The following is an 18,195-nucleotide window of genomic DNA, read 5'->3' as shown; positions in this document are numbered from 1 at the left end:
CAAGAGGTGGGCACTAGGCCAGACATGCTGTCTGGCCTATCCTCGGGATGCTCTATTGCGCTGCGGGCGCAGGCTGGATGGCCAACTGGTCGGCCAGGCGTACGAACGCGGCCAGGTCCAGTTGCTCGGGACGCAGGCTGCCATCGACGCCGGCAGCTTCGATCTCGGCATTGCTCAGCAAGGCCTTGAGCGTGTTGCGCAGGGTCTTGCGGCGCTGGTTGAAGGCTTCGCGTACGACGCGTTCCAGCAGGCGATGGTCCTTGGCCGGGTGCGGCAGTACCGCGTGGGGCACCAGGCGCACAATCGCCGAATCGACCTTCGGCGGCGGGTTGAAGGCCCCCGGACCGACGTTGAACAGGTGTTCGACGCGGCAGTGGTACTGAACCATGATCGACAGGCGACCCCAATCACCACCGCCAGGGCCTGCCGCGAGTCGTTCGACCACTTCCTTTTGCAGCATGAAGTGCATGTCGCGGATGATCCCGGCGTTGTTCAGCAGGTGGAAAATCAGCGGCGTGGAGATGTTGTACGGCAGGTTACCCACCACGCGCAGGCTGTTGGGCGCGGCATTGAGGGTGTTGAAGTCGAACTTCAGCGCATCACCCTGATGCAGGTTGAAGTTGGGCTTGCCAGCGAACTGTTGGTTGAGAATCGGGATCAGGTCCTTGTCCAGCTCCACCACATCCAGTTGGCCGCCGCTGGCCAGCAGGCCTTGGGTCAGCGCGCCCTGGCCCGGGCCGATTTCCAGCAGACGGTCTTCGGGCTTGGCATGGATGGAGCGCAGGATGCGGTCGATCACGCCAGCGTCGTGCAGGAAGTTTTGCCCGAAGCGCTTGCGCGCCCGGTGTTGGTAATGCTCAGTCATATACGGGTCTCGGCCATCTGATAGGCGGTTTCCAGGGCCACGTGCAGGCTACCGGTATCGATCCTGCCGCTGCCCGCCAGGTCCAGGGCGGTGCCATGGTCGACGGAGGTGCGGATGATCGGCAAGCCCAATGTCACGTTGACGGCGGCGCCGAAGCCTTTGTATTTAAGCACCGGCAGTCCCTGGTCGTGGTACATCGCCAGCACTGCATCGCAGTGCTCCAGATATTTGGGGGTAAACAGAGTGTCGGCAGGCAGCGGGCCGTGCAGGTCCATGCCTTCTTGGCGCAGACGCTCCAGAGTGGGTTCGATGATGTCGATTTCTTCGTGGCCCAAGTGGCCGCCTTCACCGGCGTGGGGGTTAAGCCCACAGACCAGGATGCGCGGTTGGGCGATGCCGAACTTCTGTTGCAGGTCGGCGTGCAGGATGCGTGTCACGCGCTCCAGTCGCTCGACGGTGATGGCATCGGCAATGTCGCGCAGTGGCAGGTGCGTGGTCACCAGGGCGACCCGCAGGCCGCGCGTGGCCAGCATCATCACCACTTGCTCAGTGTGGGTCAGTTCGGCAAGGAATTCGGTGTGGCCGGAAAAGGCGATGCCGGATTCGTTGATCACGCCCTTGTGCACGGGGGCGGTGATCATGCCGGCGAAGTCGCCGTCGATGCAGCCTTGCCCGGCGCGGGTCAGGGTTTCGAGTACGAACACCGCGTTGGCCTTGTCCAGTTGCCCGGCGACGACTTTGGCCTGCAGTGGGGTGTCCCACACATACAGGCTGCCGGCGGGGGCGGGCAGGTCCGGCCAGTTGCCCGGTGCCACGTCAAGCAAAGTGACTGCCACACCCAGTTGCGCGGCCCGCTCAAGGAGCAGGTCACGGCTGGTAATGGCGATCAGGGGGTGTGGCTGGGGTTGCGAGGCGAGCAGCAGGCACAGGTCAGGACCAATGCCGGCCGGCTCGCCGGGTGTCACCGCGAAACGCTGGGGTTTCACTGCTCGGTGCCTGCCGGGGCGCCTGGTAGCTTGATTTCAACGTAGGCTTCGTCACGGATCTGACGCAGCCAGGTCTGCAGTTCTTCATCGTATTTGCGGTTACGCAGTACGTTCAGCGCTTGTTGCTCGCGGGCCTGGCTGGTGTTGTCGGTGGCGCGACGGCCAAGGACTTCCAGCACATGCCAGCCATATTGGGTCTTGAACGGCTTGGACAACACGCCCTGCGGCGTATCGGCCATCACCTGCTGGAACTCCGGCACCAGGGCTTTCGGGTCGATCCAGTTCAGGTCGCCGCCGTTGAGGGCTGAGCCCGGGTCTTCCGAGAAACTCTTGGCCAGGGTGGCGAAGTCTTCACCGCTTTCGATGCGGTCGTAGATCTTCTGGGCCAGTTCCTTGGTTTGCGCTTCGGTGCGGATTTCGCTTGGTTTGACCAGGATATGACGAACATGCACTTCGTCTTTAAGCGAGGTCTCGCCACCGCGACGCTCCAGCAACTTCAGGATGATGAAACCACCTGGGGTGCGGGCTGGATTGGTGATATCACCCACGGCCATGGCGCTCAGTTCACGGTCGAACGGAGGTGGCAACTGAGCGGCTTTACGCCAGCCCATGTCGCCGCCCTCGAGGGCGTTGTCGCTACCAGATTGGGCAATGGCCATCTGGGCGAAATCAGCACCGGCCTTGAGGCGATCATAGATAGCCTGGGTCTTGGCGGCGGCGGCATTGAGCTGCTCGGAGTTGGCGCTGTCCGGTGTCGGGATCAGGATATTGGCCAGGTGCAGTTCTTCGGAGAGTTGCATCTTGCCAAGGTCCGATGCCAGGAAGTTCTTCACTTCCTGCTCGGACACCTGGACCCGCTCGGCAACACGGCGCTGACGCACACGGCTGATGATCATTTCACGACGGATCTGGTCACGGGCGTCTTCATACGAAAGGCCATCGTGGGCCAGCGCCGCGCGGAATTGATCGATACTCATGTTGTTGCGCTGGGCAATGGTGCCAACGGCCTGGTTCAGTTCTTCGTCCGAAATACGGATGCCGGAACGATCGCCGATCTGCAGTTGCAGGTTCTCGACGATCAGGCGTTCCAGTACCTGCTGGTCCAGGACACTGGTCGGCGGCACACCACCGCCACGCTTGGCGATGGTTTGCTGGACTTCCTTGACGCGCTGGTCCAGTTGGCTCTGCATGATCACGTCGTTATCGACGATGGCCACGACCTTATCCAGTTCTTGAACCGCAGCGTGCACAGATGCGGCACCCAGGAACAGCGCGCCCAGCACTAGCGGGCGCAGACAATCAGAAAGCTTGGTCTTCACGTTCACGATAACCTTCAATGCCTTTGTCGAGGAAGCTCTCTACCTTGGCGCCGGTCAGGCCGCCGAGTCCTTTGAGGACGATCTGGAAGAAGAGCCCGTGGTCACCCTTTTCGTTAAGCGGGGCGATCTGGCTGTATTCGTCGTTGGAAACCCAGTAACGGTTGATGACGCGCAGTTTCCAGCAGCAGTTGTCGTACTCGAAACCACCGAAGGCTTCCAGGGTACGGTTGCGGGCATAGTCGTACTGCCAGCGAGTGATCAGGTTCCATTGTGGAATGATCGGCCACATCATCGAGAAGTCGTGTTGCTGGATCTTGTAGTAATCCTTCACGAAGTTCGGATCACCCTCTTGCCCGAAGTCGCCACCGAACTGCCATTTACCGGTCAACTGGTTGTAGACCACCTGGTCGTTACGATAGCGGTAGCCGAGGTTGACGACTTTGTTCGGATTGTCTTCTGGCTGGTAGTGGAACATAGCACTGCCAGAGCGTGGGGAATGATTCTCGGTATCCCAGTTGTAATCGGCAGTAGCACGCCAATCGCGGTTGAAGCGAAACTCATATTCCAAGGCGATGGGCGATACGTCGGATTGCGCGTCGGCACGGTCAGCTGCTAGGACGCCAGGCAGTTGAACCTCGCGGTCTTTGAAATACAAGGATTGACCAACGCTGACGCGTTGACGTTCAAAGCCATTTTCTTCGATCCAGCGGCTGGTGAGGCCCAGAGACAGTTTGTTTTCATCGCCGATCCTGTCAGAGCCAACAAAACGGTTATCACGGAAAAGCGAAGCGTAGCTGAAAGAGTATTCGCTAGTGTCGAACACTGGAATGTCGCTCTGGTCCTTATTGGGGACGTAGAGGTAGTAAGCGCGTGGTTCCAGCGTTTGCCGGTATTCTTTTCCGAACCAGTTCGTATTGCGGTCGAAGTACAGGCCGCTATCGATGCTGGCAATAGGGACTGCACGATCCTGTGAGCTTTTGAACGTGCCACCAGCATAAGGATTGCTTGCTGTTGCCGCATTTTGAGCCGCAACAATCTGGTCCCTACCAGTACTATCCAGATCCAGATCATATTTGGTGTAGACGTACTTGAGCTTTGGCGTAATAAAACCATAGGTCCAGTTCATTGGATAGTCGACCGCAGGTGCTGCGTTCAAGCGAGTACCGTTTGCACGGGTCAGGCCTGTAACGTTTGTATCCAAACGAGCCGATACAGTCCCATCCTCGTTTGTAAACGTACCTTTCTCAAGGCTACGTTCAAAGCGAACAGCTTCAGTCTCATAGGTGAAGTTCAAGCCCCCTGGATGATAAGGCAGGGTGCCATTAAACGTAATCTGAGGCAGTCGGTCATACGGCGTGATCTGGGAAATCGTTGCCAACTGGTATGCCTGGACATTCAAGCCAGCTTTGAAGGAGTCGCCCCGATAGCTCACGGACCCTTGCTGGTTCAAGAAGGTACGGCTCTCAACTCCTTCCTGGTAGGACTTGAGGTCCTGGAAATAATAAGGATCGCTGATTTTCGTGTAATCAACCTGAGTCGCTATACGTGAATCTAACCCGCCCTGATGCCGCCAATTCAGCATGTAGCGACTTTTTGAGTAGTCGGTCTGAAGTTTACGCTCGTCGCTGTCATCGTTCAGGTAGGCCCCGCCGAACTGGCCTTCACTGGACTTGGTGAGGTAGCGGAATTCGCCTTCCATCAACAGGCCACGCTTGGTCATGTACTGCGGGTACAACGTGGCGTCATAGTTCGGCGCCAGGTTGAAGTAGTACGGCGTAACTAGGGTAAAGCCAGTCTCGCTGCCAGTGCTGAAGCTTGGCGGCAGGAAGCCGGATTGACGACGATCGTCGATCGGGAAATAGATATAAGGGGTGTACAGGATCGGGATGTTCTTGATCCGCAACGTCGCGTTGGTGGCCGTACCGAAACCGGTGGCCGGGTTCAACGTGATGTTGTTGCCCTTGAGCTGCCAGGCGTTGCTGTCTGGCTCGCAGGTGGTGTACGTACCGTCCTTGAGACGGATGATCGCGTTCTCGGCACGCTTGGCGTACAGCGCGTTACCGCGGATACGCGATTTGTGCATCACATATTCGGCGTTGTCGATCTGGGCGGCGCCAGTGTCCAGCTGGACTTCGGCGTGATCGCCGACGATCAATGCGCCGTTGTCGCGTAAACGAACGTTGCCGTTCAGCTCGCCACGGTTCTCGGCCTGGTACAGACTGGCTTCCTCGGATTCCAGTTGCATGCTGCCCTGGCGCATGACGACGTCACCGGCCAGGGTTGCCACCTGTTGTTCCTGCTCGTAACGAGAGGCCTTGGCACCGATGAAGGTGGGCGCATCGCTCTTGTTCGTCTTGTCGTTCATGCCAGGACGCGTCGGCTCGATGTACGCACCGCCGCAGTAAGGGCCGGTTTCGGCCAACTGTGCTGCGGTCAGCTTGTCGCGGGGCACCCAGTCCAGGTGGCTGTAGTCGGCGCTGCGCGAACGCAGGCCACGGCCCTTGGCTTCGGTGACCAGAGCGGTCTTGGGCTCGGCCTCGGCGTTGCCGCCAGCATCGGCCTGCGCCGTGCTGTTGGCGGAGCTGACGGCTGCACCGTCATGCACCGGGCGTGGTGGTAGTGGGGTTGCGGCGGTTTTTGGCGCGCAATCCCAGGCACCCGAAGCAGAGACTGAGCAGTCATACTGTTCCGCGGCGACCACGAATGAAGTGGCGAAGGGTTGCAGGGCCAGCAGACTGCCGGTTACCAGCAACGGAAATTTTCTACGAAACGCGGGGGATTTCAATGCCATCTTATTAGTCCGGGCTTCCTGCGTGCCATCTGCCCGCGGTTTGGGCCGCACGCCTCTCGATGGTCTGAAAAAGATGCGTGATAATAAAGCATGCCCCGCTTGACGGCTAGCGCCGTCGGAGACCCTTGTAATGCCCGAGCAAGATCTACGTTTACAACAGCTGGAAGCCTGGCTGGAAGAGCAGTTGCCGATCCTTTTCAACACTCAAGGCTGGGGCGCCGTCCCCCCGGCCACATTGACCGCGGCCAGCAGCGACGCGAGTTTCAGGCGCTACTTCCGTTGGGAAGGGGGGGGCCGGACCTTTGTCGTAATGGACGCTCCACCCCCCCAGGAAAACTGCAAACCTTTCGTCGATATCGCTCATTTGCTGGCGAAGTCGGGCATAAATGTTCCAAAAATTTATGCAGAAGATTTGCCGCGAGGCTTTCTTTTGCTCAATGACCTGGGCAAAAAAACCTACCTGGACGTGATTGACGACAAAAATGCCGATCACTTGTTTGCCGATGCCATCGACGCCTTGCTGGCTTTCCAGCAGTTGCCGATGGACGCGCCGCTGCCCAGCTATGACGTCGCCTTGCTGCGCCGCGAGCTGGAATTGTTTCCCGAGTGGTACGTCCGCCGGCACCTGGGTATCGAGTTGGATACACAGCAACAAGCGCTTTGGCAGCGCGTCAGTGACCACCTGATCGACAGCGCCCTGGCGCAGCCGAACGTGCTGGTGCACCGCGACTATATGCCGCGCAACCTGATGATCAGCGAGCCGAACCCGGGCGTGCTGGATTTCCAGGATGCGGTCTACGGGCCGGTCACCTATGACATCACGTGCCTGTTCAAGGACGCGTTCCTCAGTTGGCCCAAGGCCCGCGTGCGGGACTGGCAGCGCGGCTATTGGGAGCGTGCCGCGAAACTGGGCATCCCGGTGCAGGCGGACTTCGAAGACTTCCTGCGTGCCAGCGACCTGATGGGCGTGCAGCGCCACCTCAAGGTCATCGGCATCTTCGCGCGGATCTGCCATCGCGATGGCAAGCCACGTTACCTAGCCGATGTGCCGCGCTTCTTTGCGTATATAGAAGCGGTGCTCGCCGACCGCCCGGAGCTGAGCGAACTGGGTGAATTGCTCGCCAGCCTGCGCCAGCCCGCCGAGGCAAGCGTATGAAGGCGATGATCCTGGCGGCCGGCAAAGGTGAGCGGATGCGGCCGCTCACCTTGCATACGCCCAAGCCGCTGGTGCAGGCCGGTGGCAAGCGCCTGATCGAGTATCACCTGGAGGCTCTGGCCAAGGCGGGCTTCACCGATATCGTGATCAATCACGCCTGGCTCGGCCAACAGATCGAGAGTTACCTGGGGGATGGTGCACAGTTTGGCGTGCGCATCCGTTACTCAGCCGAAGGCGAACCGCTGGAAACCGGCGGCGGGATTTTCCAGGCGCTGCCGTTGCTGGGCGACGAACCGTTCCTGGTGGTCAACGGCGACATCTGGACCGATTACGACTTCACCCGGCTCAAGCAACCGCTCAAGGGCCTGGCCCATCTGGTGATGGTCGATAACCCGGCGCATCACCCTTCGGGTGGCGATTTCTACCTGGATCAGGGTTTGCTTCATGATGCGGCGGCCGGTGCCGATAACCTGACCTTCAGTGGCATTTCCGTGCTCGACCCCAGGCTGTTCGCGGGGTGCAGCGCGGGTGCCTTCAAGCTGGCGCCGCTGTTGCGGGCAGCCATGGCCAAAGGTCTGGTAACGGGGGAACACATGGCGGGACGCTGGATTGATGTCGGCACGCTGGAGCGCCTGGCGCAGGTCGAAACCCTGCTGGCAGCGGGGCAGTAGCATGCTGTGGCCAGGGACGCTGATCGGCGCGGGGGCTGGCTTTGCCATTGCCAGTATTCCGGGGGCCATGTTGGGTGCACTGTTGGGGCAGGCGCTGGACCGCCGCCTGCAACTGCACAGTTGGGCCCAATTGCGCGAGCGCCTGGGCGGGCGCCCGGCGTTGCGCAATGACGAGTTGTTGTTTGTGTTGCTGGGGCGCCTGGCCAAGAGCAATGGGCGCGTGGTGGATGGGCATATCCAGCAGGCGCGCCAGGAGATGCGTTCGCTGGACATGACCGAGTCGGCCCAGCGCCGTGCGATAGCGGCGTTCAATCGCGGCAAGTCCGGCGCTGACCGGATGCGCAGCTACCTGCGTGTGCTCAAGGCCCAGCCCCACGCCGCCGAAGGTGTCTTGCGCGCATGCTGGCGTATGGCGTGGGCCGATGGCAAGGCGGATGACGCCGAACGCGACCTGATCGACCTGTGGGGCAAATGGCTGGGCTGGACGCCACAACAGCTCCAGGCATTGGCCGCTGACTTCAAGCCTGAGTACAGGCCATTGGTCAGTCGCGGCGTCACTTATCAGGAGGCGTTGCGCTTGCTGGGGGTGACGGCCACCACCGAGCCATCGGCAATCAAGCGTGCTTATCGCCGCCTGCTCAGTCGCCATCACCCGGACAAGATTGCCGGCACGGGTGCCAGCCCCGCGCAGGTGCGTGAGGCGACCGAGCGTACCCGTGAATTGCACAACGCCTATACGTTGATTCGCGAGCGCCGGGATTTCCGCTAGGTTTCAGTCGACACTGGCCTGCGGGCTCAACCAGCCGCGAACCCTGCGATACAACTGCTCCTGCCCGGCATCACTGTTGCCGGGCAGGGCTTTCAACGACACCTGTTTATAGCCATCATTCTTCAAACGCTTGGCCGCCTGGGCACGGGCCAGTGCGTTTTTGCGTGATTGAGCGCTGTCTTGATAGAACACATCGGCGGTCGGCAACTTCAGGCCCGGGGCCAGTTGTTGCACATCCGGGTGACGACCGGTGGGCGTCTGCGCTGCGATCATGACGAACTTCTGCACCTGGGACGGCTGCTTCTCGCTCAAATAACGTGCGGCCCACCAGGCGCCGGTGCCATGGCCGAGCAGCACCACGCTGCGTGCGCTCTGGGTCTGGGCGAAGGCCACGGCGGCGTCGATGCGCGCGAAAATGCGCGTAGCGTCGGTCTTGTCCTGTTCATCGGCGCCAGGCACCACGGCCGGGTCGGTGCCTTCGGCTTCGGCGCTGGCGGCTTGTTCGATAGGTTTGTCGGCGGTGCTCGCTTCCTTGCTGCTGGTGTCGACGGTAGCCTTGGGCGCTTCCATCACACGTGGTGGCAGCGTATCCACGCTCACATCCGGCAGCGACAGGCTGAGGGAGCCCCAATTGGCATCCGGCAATTTGTGCCGCAACGGGCTGATTGCTTGCGGCCAGTCAGCACTTTCGCCGGCGCCCGGTACGATAATCACCACACCTTCGGGCTCGGCGCTGTTGGCCGGTTTCCACAGGGCCAGGAATGAATCGCTGCCGGCCTGCAATTGTTGCTGTTCCTGTTGCGGGATTTTGCGCTCCAGTGCACTGGCTTCCTCCTGGCTACGCTCGGGTAAAGGCTGGCGCTCGACCGGTTTTTCGGCGGCAGGTGCGGGGGCGTCAGCGGCCTGCACGGAAAAGGCACTGGTAATAAGTAGCGACAGGCACAATGCTGGCAGTGCCGAACGGTGAACAAAGGGCATCGTAAATTCCCGGCCAGAAGTGATTCCGGCAGCCTAATGGGTTGGTCAGTATTTGTCAGTGATGTGAGACGTCAATCATGGTTTTTCGCTGTCTGCTGGTTATCGGCTGTTGCTGCCTTGCCTTGATCGCAAATGCCGCCCCTGCGCCCGCCACTCCCCAGGCGCAGCTCAATGTGCAGCAACGCGAGTGGCTGGCCCAGCACCCGGAACTGCGGGTGGGCCTGGTATTGCAGGCACCGTACGCGCAATACGACCGGCGTTTGCAGCGATTGTCCGGGGCGAATGTCGACTTGATGCAGTGGTTGGCCAAGGCGCTGAACATCGAGCTGACCTGGCGCAACTTCCCCAACCAGGAGCAACTGGAAGCCGCTGTGCGCGAGGGCGAGGTGGACATCGCCCCCGGCCTGCAACAAACCCCGGCCGGTTTACGCCTGTGGTTGTTCACCGACCCTTACATGCGTGTGCCGCAGCACATTGTCGGCATCCGCGAGGGCGGCGGCGCGGTGGAGTTGGAGAAACTCGATGAGCAATCCCGCGTTGCCGTGCGCATGCCCAGCGCCGTGGCGGATTACCTGCGCAGTACCTACCCCGGCCTCAACCTGCAAGGCGTGCCAATGGAGCGCCAGGCCCTGCAGCTACTGGTGAGCCAGCAGGCACGCTATGCGGTGGTGGACGAGGCGCAATTGAGTCGCTTGTCCGGCGAGGCGGAGTTCGCCGGGCTGGCGGTAGTGGGGGATATTGGCCTGCCACAGTTGTTGCGGGTGGCCACGCGCCGGGAGTGGCCGGAGCTGGCCGGCATCATGGAAAGCGCCTTGCGCGCCATCCCCGCCCGCGACCTGGACCAATTGCATAGCCACTGGCTGCAACCCAAGTATCCACGCCTGACGGAAACCCCAGGCCTGTGGCAAAACCTCAGCCTGTTGCTGGGCCTGTTTTTGCTCGCCAGCCTGGTTGTCGTGTTCTGGCAGCGCCGCCAGCAACGGGTGCTCGAGCAAGGGTTATTGGCCGCCCGCGAAGAAAGCGCCGCCCGCGCTGCGGGGGCCGAAGCCTTGCGGCTGACGCAGTTTTCCATTGATCAGAGCACCGTGGGCATCTTGTGGGTCAACTGGGACAGCCATGTGCGCTACGCCAACCGTGCCGCCGAAAGCATGCTCGGCTATAGCCCCGGTGCACTGATCGAGCGGCCATTGGCTGACCTGGATCCAAGCCTGGATATGGACCGCTGGCTCAACCTGTGGAAACGCGCGCGGGCCAGCGAAGACGGCCCGCAGAACTTTGCCACCGATTGCCGACGTGCCGATGGCAGCATCCTGCCGACCAACGTGTCCTTGAGTTTTCTGCGGTTTGCCGAGGCCGAGTACCTGGTGGTCTACCTCAACGACGTCACCGAGCTGCGCCGGACGTTGGCCGCGTTGCTGCAAAGTGAAGCGCAGTTGCGCGAACTCTCTGCCCACCTGGAAACCGTGCGCGAAGAAGAAAAGGCCCGCATCGCCCGTGAAGTACACGACGAACTTGGGCAGATGCTCACAGTGCTCAAGCTTGAAACCTCGATGTGCGAGCTGGCTTATGCGCAACTCGACCCCGGTTTGCACGAGCGCTTGAACAGTATGAAGCGCCTGATCGCCCAGTTATTCCAATTGGTACGCGATGTGGCGACCGCGCTGCGCCCGCCGATTCTGGATGCCGGCATTGCCTCGGCCATCGAATGGCAGGCGCGGCGTTTTGAGGCGCGCACGCACATCCCTTGCCTGGTCCAGGTGCCGGATAACCTGCCGACCTTGAGCGATGCCAAGGCCATCGGCCTGTTCCGCATCCTGCAGGAGGCGCTGACCAATGTGATGCGCCATGCCCAGGCGCATACTGTCGAACTGACCCTGGCAGTGGAAGGCACGCATCTGCGGCTGACCATCAGTGATGACGGCGTCGGTTTCGTCCAGGCCCAGGGCCGTCCGGTGTCGTTCGGTCTGGTAGGCATGCGCGAGCGAGTGCTGATCATGGGCGGGCAATTGAGTCTGGACAGCGAGTTGGGGGAGGGCACCACCCTGAGCGTCACGGTGCCGTTGGATGCATAACACCAAGAGGAAGCCCCTGTGATCCGTGTACTGGTAGCCGAAGACCACACCATTGTTCGTGAAGGCATCAAGCAGTTGATCGGCCTGGCCAAGGACCTGCTGGTGGTCGGTGAGGCCGGCAATGGCGAGCAGTTGCTGGAGACCTTGCGTCACGTGCCTTGCGAGGTGGTGTTGCTGGACATCTCGATGCCCGGCGTCAATGGCCTGGAAGCGATTGCGCGCATCCGTGCGCTGAACAATCCGCCGGCGATCCTGGTGTTGTCGATGCACGACGAAGCGCAAATGGCCGCCCGCGCCTTGAAGGTTGGCGCCGCCGGGTATGCCACCAAGGACAGTGACCCGGCGCTGTTGCTCACGGCGATCCGCAAGGTGGCGGCCGGTGGGCGCTACATCGACCCGGACCTGGCCGACCGCATGGTCTTCGAAGTCGGCCTCACCGATACCCGGCCGCTGCATTCGTTGCTTTCCGAGCGCGAATTCTCGGTGTTCGAACGCCTGGCCCAGGGTGCCAACGTCAACGACATCGCCCAGCAACTGGCGCTGAGCAGCAAGACCATCAGCACGCACAAGGCGCGGTTGATGCAAAAGCTCAACATCACCTCACTGGCTGAACTGGTGAAGTACGCCATGGAGCACAAGCTCCTCTAGCGACGTATCTAATAACGACACCCCCAAAACACCGTCAAACCCATTCTTGCCGCTTGCAGCTCGCCCCTTGCGGCTGTGCTGTCCCGTACGCGCCATCCCTGTAGGGCAATCCCTACCCCCAACCTTCCATCCGGCCGATGCAATTCTCTCCTGGCCCCCGATTTCCGGGGGCTGGCGCCTGGACTACGCTTGTTCCACAGCAGTCCAAAACAAAAAGGTGCGGGTATGAGCGAGGTGGATTCAAATGATGTGCTGGTCAGCTTTCGTGGCGTGCAGAAGAGCTACGACGGCGAGAACCTGATCGTCAAAGACCTCAACCTGGAGATTCGCAAGGGCGAGTTCCTCACCCTGCTCGGGCCTTCCGGTTCGGGCAAGACCACCAGCCTGATGATGCTCGCCGGCTTCGAGACGCCGACCGCCGGTGAAATCCAGCTGGCCGGGCGGTCCATCAACAACGTGCCACCGCACAAGCGCGATATCGGCATGGTGTTCCAGAACTACGCCTTGTTCCCGCACATGACCGTCGCCGAGAACCTGGCGTTCCCGCTGTCGGTGCGGGGCTTGAGCAAGACCGATATCAGCGAGCGGGTCAAACGCGTGTTGAGCATGGTCCAGCTCGATGCCTTCGCCCAGCGTTACCCGGCACAACTCTCCGGCGGCCAGCAGCAGCGCGTAGCGCTGGCCCGGGCGCTGGTGTTCGAACCGCAATTGGTGCTGATGGACGAACCCCTCGGCGCCCTCGACAAGCAACTGCGCGAACACATGCAGATGGAGATCAAGCACCTGCACCAACGCCTCGGCGTGACTGTGGTGTACGTGACCCATGACCAGGGCGAAGCGCTGACCATGTCTGACCGCGTGGCGGTATTCCACCAGGGCGAGATCCAGCAGATCGCCGCGCCGCGCACCTTGTACGAAGAACCGAAGAACACCTTTGTCGCCAACTTCATCGGTGAGAACAACCGCCTCAATGGTCGCCTGCACAGCCACACCGGCGAGCGCTGCGTGGTGGAGCTGGCACGGGGCGAGAAGGTCGAGGCACTGGCGGTGAATGTCGGCCAGGTCGGTGGCCCGGTGACCCTGTCGGTGCGCCCGGAGCGCGTCAGCCTCAACGGTTCCAGCGAGAGCTGCGTCAACCGTTTCTCGGGGCGGGTGGCGGAATTCATCTACCTGGGCGACCACGTGCGCGTGCGTCTGGAAGTCTGCGGCAAGACCGATTTTTTCGTGAAACAACCGATTGCCGAGCTGGACCCAGCCCTGGCGGTCGGCGACGTGGTACCGATTGGCTGGCAAGTCGAGCACGTTCGCGCACTCGACCCACTTCTAGAGGCGAATTGATCGCCCCCTGGCTTCACCAACCCTGCACGTGGAGAGAACAACAATGTTGAGATCCCTTAAGTATTCGGCGCTGGCCATTGGCTTGATCGGCGCAACCCAGGCCATGGCAGGCCCGGACCTGACGGTCGTGTCCTTCGGTGGCGCGAACAAGGCGGCCCAGGTCAAGGCGTTCTACGCACCTTGGGAAAGCGCGGGCAATGGCAAGATCGTCGCCGGTGAGTACAACGGTGAAATGGCCAAGGTGAAAGCCATGGTCGACACCAAGAGCGTGTCCTGGGACCTGGTGGAAGTGGAATCGCCGGAACTCTCCCGTGGCTGTGACGAAGACATGTTCGAGCCGCTGGACCCGAAACTGTTCGGCAACACCGCCGACTACGTGAAGGGCGCGATCCAGCCATGTGGCGTGGGCTTCTTCGTGTGGTCGACCGTGCTTGCCTACAACGCCGACAAACTCACCTCCGCCCCCACCAGTTGGGCAGATTTCTGGGACACCAAGAAATTCCCGGGCAAGCGCGGCCTGCGTAAAGGCGCCAAGTACACCCTGGAGTTCGCCTTGATGGCCGACGGTGTGGCGCCGAAAGACGTGTACAAAGTGCTGGCCGGCAAAGATGGCCAGGACCGTGCATTCAAGAAACTCGATGAACTCAAGCCGTCGATCCAGTGGTGGGAAGCCGGCGCACAGCCGCCGCAGTACCTCGCTTCCGGTGACGTTGTGATGAGCTCGGCCTACAACGGCCGCATCGCCGCCGTACAGAAAGAAAGCAACCTCAAAGTGGTGTGGAACGGCGGCATCTACGACTTCGACGCCTGGGCCATCCCTAAAGGCCTGGCCAAGGACCGTGCCGAAGCGGCGAAGAAATTCATCGCTTTCTCAGTACAGCCTCAGCAGCAGAAGACCTACTCGGAAAACATCGCCTACGGCCCGGCCAACACCCAAGCTGTGCCATTGCTGGCCAAGGACATCCTCAAGGACATGCCGACCACCCCGGAAAACATCGCCAACCAGGTGCAGATCGATGTGAGCTTCTGGGCGGATAACGGCGAGCAACTGGAGCAACGCTTCAATTCCTGGGCGGCCAAGTAACTCATGTGGGAGAGGGCTTGCCCCCTCCCACAGGGGGTCTGTATTTATCTTTAAGATTCGGAGTCAGCCATGGCCATCGCCGTTCCCTCGAACGAGGTCAACAGCCCCACCCTCAAGCAGCGCCTGGCGCGTGCCGAGCGGCTCAATCGCTGGAAGGCCCAGGCCTTGATTGCGCCGCTGGTGCTGTTCTTGCTGCTGGTGTTCCTGGTACCGATCGTTGCTTTGCTGTTCAAGAGCGTCGGCAATCCGGAAGTGGTGGGCGGCTTGCCGCGTACCGTGGTCGCGGTGACGGCCTGGGACGGCCGTGGCTTGCCGGGTGAACCGGTGTACCAGGCCCTCAGCGAGGACCTGGGCGAAGCGCGCAAAAACCAGACCCTGGGCGATCTGTCCAAACGCTTGAACATGGAACTGGCCGGCTACCGTAGCCTGCTGACCAAAACCGCGCGGGCGCTGCCGTTCAGTGAAGCGCCCGGCTCTTATAAAGAAGCGTTGGAAAACCTCGACGAACGCTGGGGCGACCCGGCGTACTGGCAGGCGATCCGGCGCAATACCAGCAGCCTGACACCGTTCTACCTCCTGGCGGCCGTCGATCATCGCATCGACGACCTCGGCGAAATCGCGCCGGCCACACCTGACCAGGCAATCTACCTGGACATCTTCGCCCGTACCTTCTGGATGGGCCTGGTAATCACTGCCATCTGCTTGCTGCTGGCCTATCCCCTGGCCTATCTGCTGGCCAACCTGCCGGCACGCAAGAGTAACTTGCTGATGATTCTGGTGTTGCTGCCGTTCTGGACCTCGATCCTGGTGCGGGTGGCGGCGTGGATCGTGTTGCTGCAGTCCGGCGGCCTGATCAACAGCGCCTTGATGGGCATGGGCTTGATCGATAAACCCTTGGAGCTGGTGTTCAACCGCACCGGGGTCTACATCTCGATGGTGCACATCCTGCTGCCATTCATGATCCTGCCGATCTACAGCGTGATGAAGGGCATTTCGCCCACCTACATGCGTGCGGCGATTTCCCTGGGTTGCCACCCGTTCACCAGCTTCTGGCGCGTGTACTTCCCGCAGACCTATGCCGGCGTCGGCGCCGGTTGCCTGCTGGTGTTCATCCTGGCGATTGGTTACTACATCACCCCGGCGCTGCTGGGCAGCCCGAACGACCAGATGGTCAGCTACTTCGTGGCGTTCTACACCAACACCAGTATCAACTGGGGCATGGCGACGGCACTGGGTGGCTTGCTGCTGCTGGCCACCGTGGTGCTGTACCTGATCTACAACCGGCTGGTGGGCGCCAGTCGCCTGCGCCTGAGCTGAGGAGACCTTGCGATGCTGAGCCCTTACATGTCGCCCGTTGAACGGGTCTGGTTCTACAGCTTGCGGATCCTCTGCGGCTTGATCCTGTTGTTCTTGATCCTGCCGGTGCTGGTGATCATTCCGCTGTCGTTCAACAGCGGCAGTTTCCTGGTGTACCCGCTGCAAGGCTTTTCGCTGCACTGGTACCAGGACTTCTTTGCCTCGGCCGAGTGGATGCGTGCACTCAAGAACAGCATCATCGTCGCCCCGGCGGCCACGGTGCTGGCGATGGTGTTCGGCACCCTGGCGGCCATCGGCCTGACCCGTGGCAACTTCCCCGGCAAGGCGCTGGTGATGGCACTGGTGATTTCACCGATGGTGGTGCCGGTGGTGATCATCGGTGTGGCCAGCTACCTGTTCTTTGCACCGCTGGGACTGGGTAACAGCTTCTTCTCGTTGATCGTGGTGCATGCGGTGCTGGGCGTGCCGTTTGTGATCATCACGGTGTCGGCCACGTTGCAGGGGTTCAACCACAACCTGGTGCGGGCGGCGGCGAGCCTCGGGGCTTCGCCTTTGACGGCGTTTCGCCGAGTGACCTTGCCGTTGATTGCGCCGGGGGTGATTTCCGGGGCGCTGTTTGCTTTCGCCACGTCGTTCGATGAAGTGGTGGTGACGCTGTTCCTCGCCGGCCCTGAGCAAGCGACGCTGCCGCGTCAGATGTTCAGCGGCATCCGCGAGAACCTCAGCCCGACGATTGCGGCGGCGGCAACCTTGTTGATTGCCTTCTCGGTATTGCTGTTGCTGACTCTGGAATGGCTGCGCGGGCGTAGCGAGAAACTGCGCACCGCGGCAGTCTAACGGCCTGCTGGAGATTCAAGTGTGGGAGGGGGCAAGCCCTCTCCCACATGGTTTTGTGTTGTGTTGGAAATCACCATTCAGCCTCTGAATGCTAGGCAACCCAGGTTTCCGAGCTACTCTTGTGCCAGCCCATCACTTAATAAGAGGCCGCGCACATGAGTACTTCCTCATTCAAGATCGCCCACAAACTGCTGACCGGCGCTGGCGCCATCGAACAACTGGCCTTTGAACTCACGCGCCTGGATGTGGACAACCCGCTGATCGTCACCGACGCCGCGCTGGTCAAGTCCGGCACCGTGGCGCTGGCCCTCGAACACTTGGGCGAGCGCACCTACGAGATTTTCGACCGCGTACTGCCCGACCCGGAAATCGCCATCGTCGAGGACTGCATGCGCGTTTACCGCGAGGGCGGGCATGACGGCCTGATCGGCCTGGGCGGCGGCAGCGCCATCGATATCGCCAAAAGCGTAGCCGCCTATGCCGGTTACCACGGTGCGCTGGCGGACCTCTTTGGCGTCGACCAGGTGCCGCGCAAGGGCCCGCCGTTGATCGCCATCCCGACCACGGCCGGCACCGGTTCGGAGGTGACCAATGTGGCGATCCTCTCCGACAAGGCCGCACAGCTGAAAAAAGGCATCGTCAGCGACTACCTGCTGCCGGATGTGGCCTTGATCAGCCCGCAAATGACCCTCACCTGCCCGCGCAGCGTTACCGCCGCCAGTGGTGTGGATGCGCTGGTGCATGCCATCGAGTCCTACTTGTCGCTGAATGCCTCGCCGATCACTGATGCGCTGGCCATCGGCGCGATCAAGTTGATTGCCAAGGCGCTGCCCAAGGCCTACGCCAACCCGGCCAACCTGCAGGCACGTGACGACATGGCCACCGCCAGCCTGATGGCCGGCATGGCGTTCGGTAACGCCGGGGTCGGCGCGGTGCATGCGTTGGCGTACCCGTTGGGTGGGCGTTTCAACATTGCCCATGGGGTGAGCAACGCGCTGTTGCTGCCCTATGTGATGCACTGGAACAAATTGGCCTGTGTGGAACGCATGCAGGAGATTGCACAGGCCATGGGCGTGAATGTCACCGGCTTGAGCGTCAACGATGCGGCCGATCAGGCAGTGGACGCGATGACGCGACTGTGTGCCGCCGTCGAGATTCCGGCAGGCCTGCGCAGTTTCGGCGTGCCCGAGGACGCGATCCCGGCGATGGCGGTTGAGGCGGCAGGCATTGAGCGGCTGATGCGTAACAATCCGCGCAAGCTCAGCGCCGCCGATATCGAGAAAATCTACCGGGCGGCTTACTAGCCGTTGAGCCAGGTCACGGTGCGCGCGGCAAAGCATGAGGTATACAATGCGCGCCATCGT

At 61.4% G+C, this 18,195-nt stretch carries 15 protein-coding genes; 10 read left to right on the top strand and 5 right to left on the bottom strand.

The features are described from left to right. Window positions 1-52: 52 nt before the first annotated feature. Genes rsmA through BFN10_RS14345 form a run of 4 tightly spaced genes read right to left on the bottom strand, consistent with a single transcriptional unit; the run spans window position 53 to window position 5,961 of the window. Window positions 53-865 (bottom strand): 16S rRNA (adenine(1518)-N(6)/adenine(1519)-N(6))-dimethyltransferase RsmA, encoded by an 813-nt coding sequence (gene rsmA / locus BFN10_RS14360; RefSeq protein ID WP_071490236.1) that lies wholly within the window; start codon window positions 863-865, stop codon window positions 53-55. Continuing rightward, window positions 862-1,851, bottom strand: coding sequence for a 4-hydroxythreonine-4-phosphate dehydrogenase PdxA (pdxA, locus tag BFN10_RS14355; RefSeq protein ID WP_071490235.1), 990 nt, complete (start codon window positions 1,849-1,851; stop codon window positions 862-864). The genes rsmA and pdxA overlap by 4 nt, the downstream gene beginning before the upstream one ends. After that, window positions 1,848-3,176: a peptidylprolyl isomerase gene (locus BFN10_RS14350; RefSeq protein WP_071490234.1), complete on the bottom strand. Its 1,329-nt coding sequence runs from the start codon at window positions 3,174-3,176 to the stop codon at window positions 1,848-1,850. Before BFN10_RS14350 ends, pdxA begins: the two co-directional genes overlap by 4 nt. After that, window positions 3,151-5,961: an LPS-assembly protein LptD gene (locus BFN10_RS14345; RefSeq protein WP_071490233.1), complete on the bottom strand. Its 2,811-nt coding sequence runs from the start codon at window positions 5,959-5,961 to the stop codon at window positions 3,151-3,153. Before BFN10_RS14345 ends, BFN10_RS14350 begins: the two co-directional genes overlap by 26 nt. Before the next feature lie 130 nt (window positions 5,962-6,091). On the opposite strand from BFN10_RS14345, the gene BFN10_RS14340 reads away from it, so the two are divergent. The 3 genes from BFN10_RS14340 to BFN10_RS14330 are packed head-to-tail and all read left to right on the top strand — an operon-like array spanning window position 6,092 to window position 8,557. Beyond that, window positions 6,092-7,117, top strand: a complete 1,026-nt coding sequence (locus BFN10_RS14340) for an aminoglycoside phosphotransferase family protein (protein WP_071490232.1) — start codon at window positions 6,092-6,094, stop codon at window positions 7,115-7,117. Continuing rightward, window positions 7,114-7,788: an N-acetylmuramate alpha-1-phosphate uridylyltransferase MurU gene (gene murU, locus BFN10_RS14335; RefSeq protein WP_071490231.1), complete on the top strand. Its 675-nt coding sequence runs from the start codon at window positions 7,114-7,116 to the stop codon at window positions 7,786-7,788. Before BFN10_RS14340 ends, murU begins: the two co-directional genes overlap by 4 nt. 1 nt (window position 7,789) lies before the next feature. Next, a complete protein-coding gene (locus BFN10_RS14330) occupies window positions 7,790-8,557 on the top strand; it encodes a TerB family tellurite resistance protein (RefSeq protein ID WP_071490230.1) in 768 nt (255 codons plus the stop codon). Between the two features lie 3 nt (window positions 8,558-8,560). On the opposite strand, the gene BFN10_RS14325 is transcribed toward BFN10_RS14330, so the two are convergent. Then, window positions 8,561-9,535 carry an alpha/beta hydrolase family protein gene (locus tag BFN10_RS14325; RefSeq protein WP_071490229.1) on the bottom strand — a complete coding sequence of 325 codons (975 nt, stop codon included), beginning with the start codon at window positions 9,533-9,535 and terminating at the stop codon, window positions 8,561-8,563. 77 nt (window positions 9,536-9,612) lie between these two features. Here BFN10_RS14325 and BFN10_RS14320 point away from each other — a divergent pair, with 77 nt between their 5' ends. The 7 genes from BFN10_RS14320 to BFN10_RS14290 all read left to right on the top strand — a co-directional run bounded on the left by BFN10_RS14320 (window position 9,613) and on the right by BFN10_RS14290 (window position 18,135). Continuing rightward, window positions 9,613-11,607, top strand: coding sequence for a PAS domain-containing sensor histidine kinase (locus BFN10_RS14320; protein ID WP_071490228.1), 1,995 nt, complete (start codon window positions 9,613-9,615; stop codon window positions 11,605-11,607). 18 nt (window positions 11,608-11,625) lie between these two features. Further along, entirely contained in the window at window positions 11,626-12,255 is a 630-nt protein-coding gene (locus tag BFN10_RS14315) for a response regulator (protein WP_071490227.1), read from the top strand. A 225-nt stretch (window positions 12,256-12,480) separates the two neighbouring features. After that, window positions 12,481-13,593 carry an ABC transporter ATP-binding protein gene (locus BFN10_RS14310; RefSeq protein ID WP_058424775.1) on the top strand — a complete coding sequence of 371 codons (1,113 nt, stop codon included), beginning with the start codon at window positions 12,481-12,483 and terminating at the stop codon, window positions 13,591-13,593. Window positions 13,594-13,636: 43 nt separating this feature from the next. Next, window positions 13,637-14,677 (top strand): ABC transporter substrate-binding protein, encoded by a 1,041-nt coding sequence (locus tag BFN10_RS14305; RefSeq protein ID WP_071490226.1) that lies wholly within the window; start codon window positions 13,637-13,639, stop codon window positions 14,675-14,677. 69 nt (window positions 14,678-14,746) lie between these two features. After that, a complete protein-coding gene (locus BFN10_RS14300) occupies window positions 14,747-15,994 on the top strand; it encodes an ABC transporter permease (protein ID WP_071490225.1) in 1,248 nt (415 codons plus the stop codon). A gap of 12 nt (window positions 15,995-16,006) precedes the next feature. Further along, on the top strand, window positions 16,007-16,831 hold the full coding sequence (locus BFN10_RS14295; RefSeq protein WP_015886162.1) for an ABC transporter permease: 825 nt from the start codon (window positions 16,007-16,009) through the stop codon (window positions 16,829-16,831). Window positions 16,832-16,986: 155 nt separating this feature from the next. Then, window positions 16,987-18,135: an iron-containing alcohol dehydrogenase gene (locus BFN10_RS14290; protein WP_071490224.1), complete on the top strand. Its 1,149-nt coding sequence runs from the start codon at window positions 16,987-16,989 to the stop codon at window positions 18,133-18,135. Window positions 18,136-18,195 lie beyond the last annotated feature (60 nt).

It is taken from the genome of Pseudomonas extremorientalis, from assembly GCF_001870465.1.
Lineage (GTDB): Bacteria > Pseudomonadota > Gammaproteobacteria > Pseudomonadales > Pseudomonadaceae > Aquipseudomonas > Aquipseudomonas extremorientalis.
This window is presented reverse-complemented; position numbering and strand designations above follow the sequence as displayed.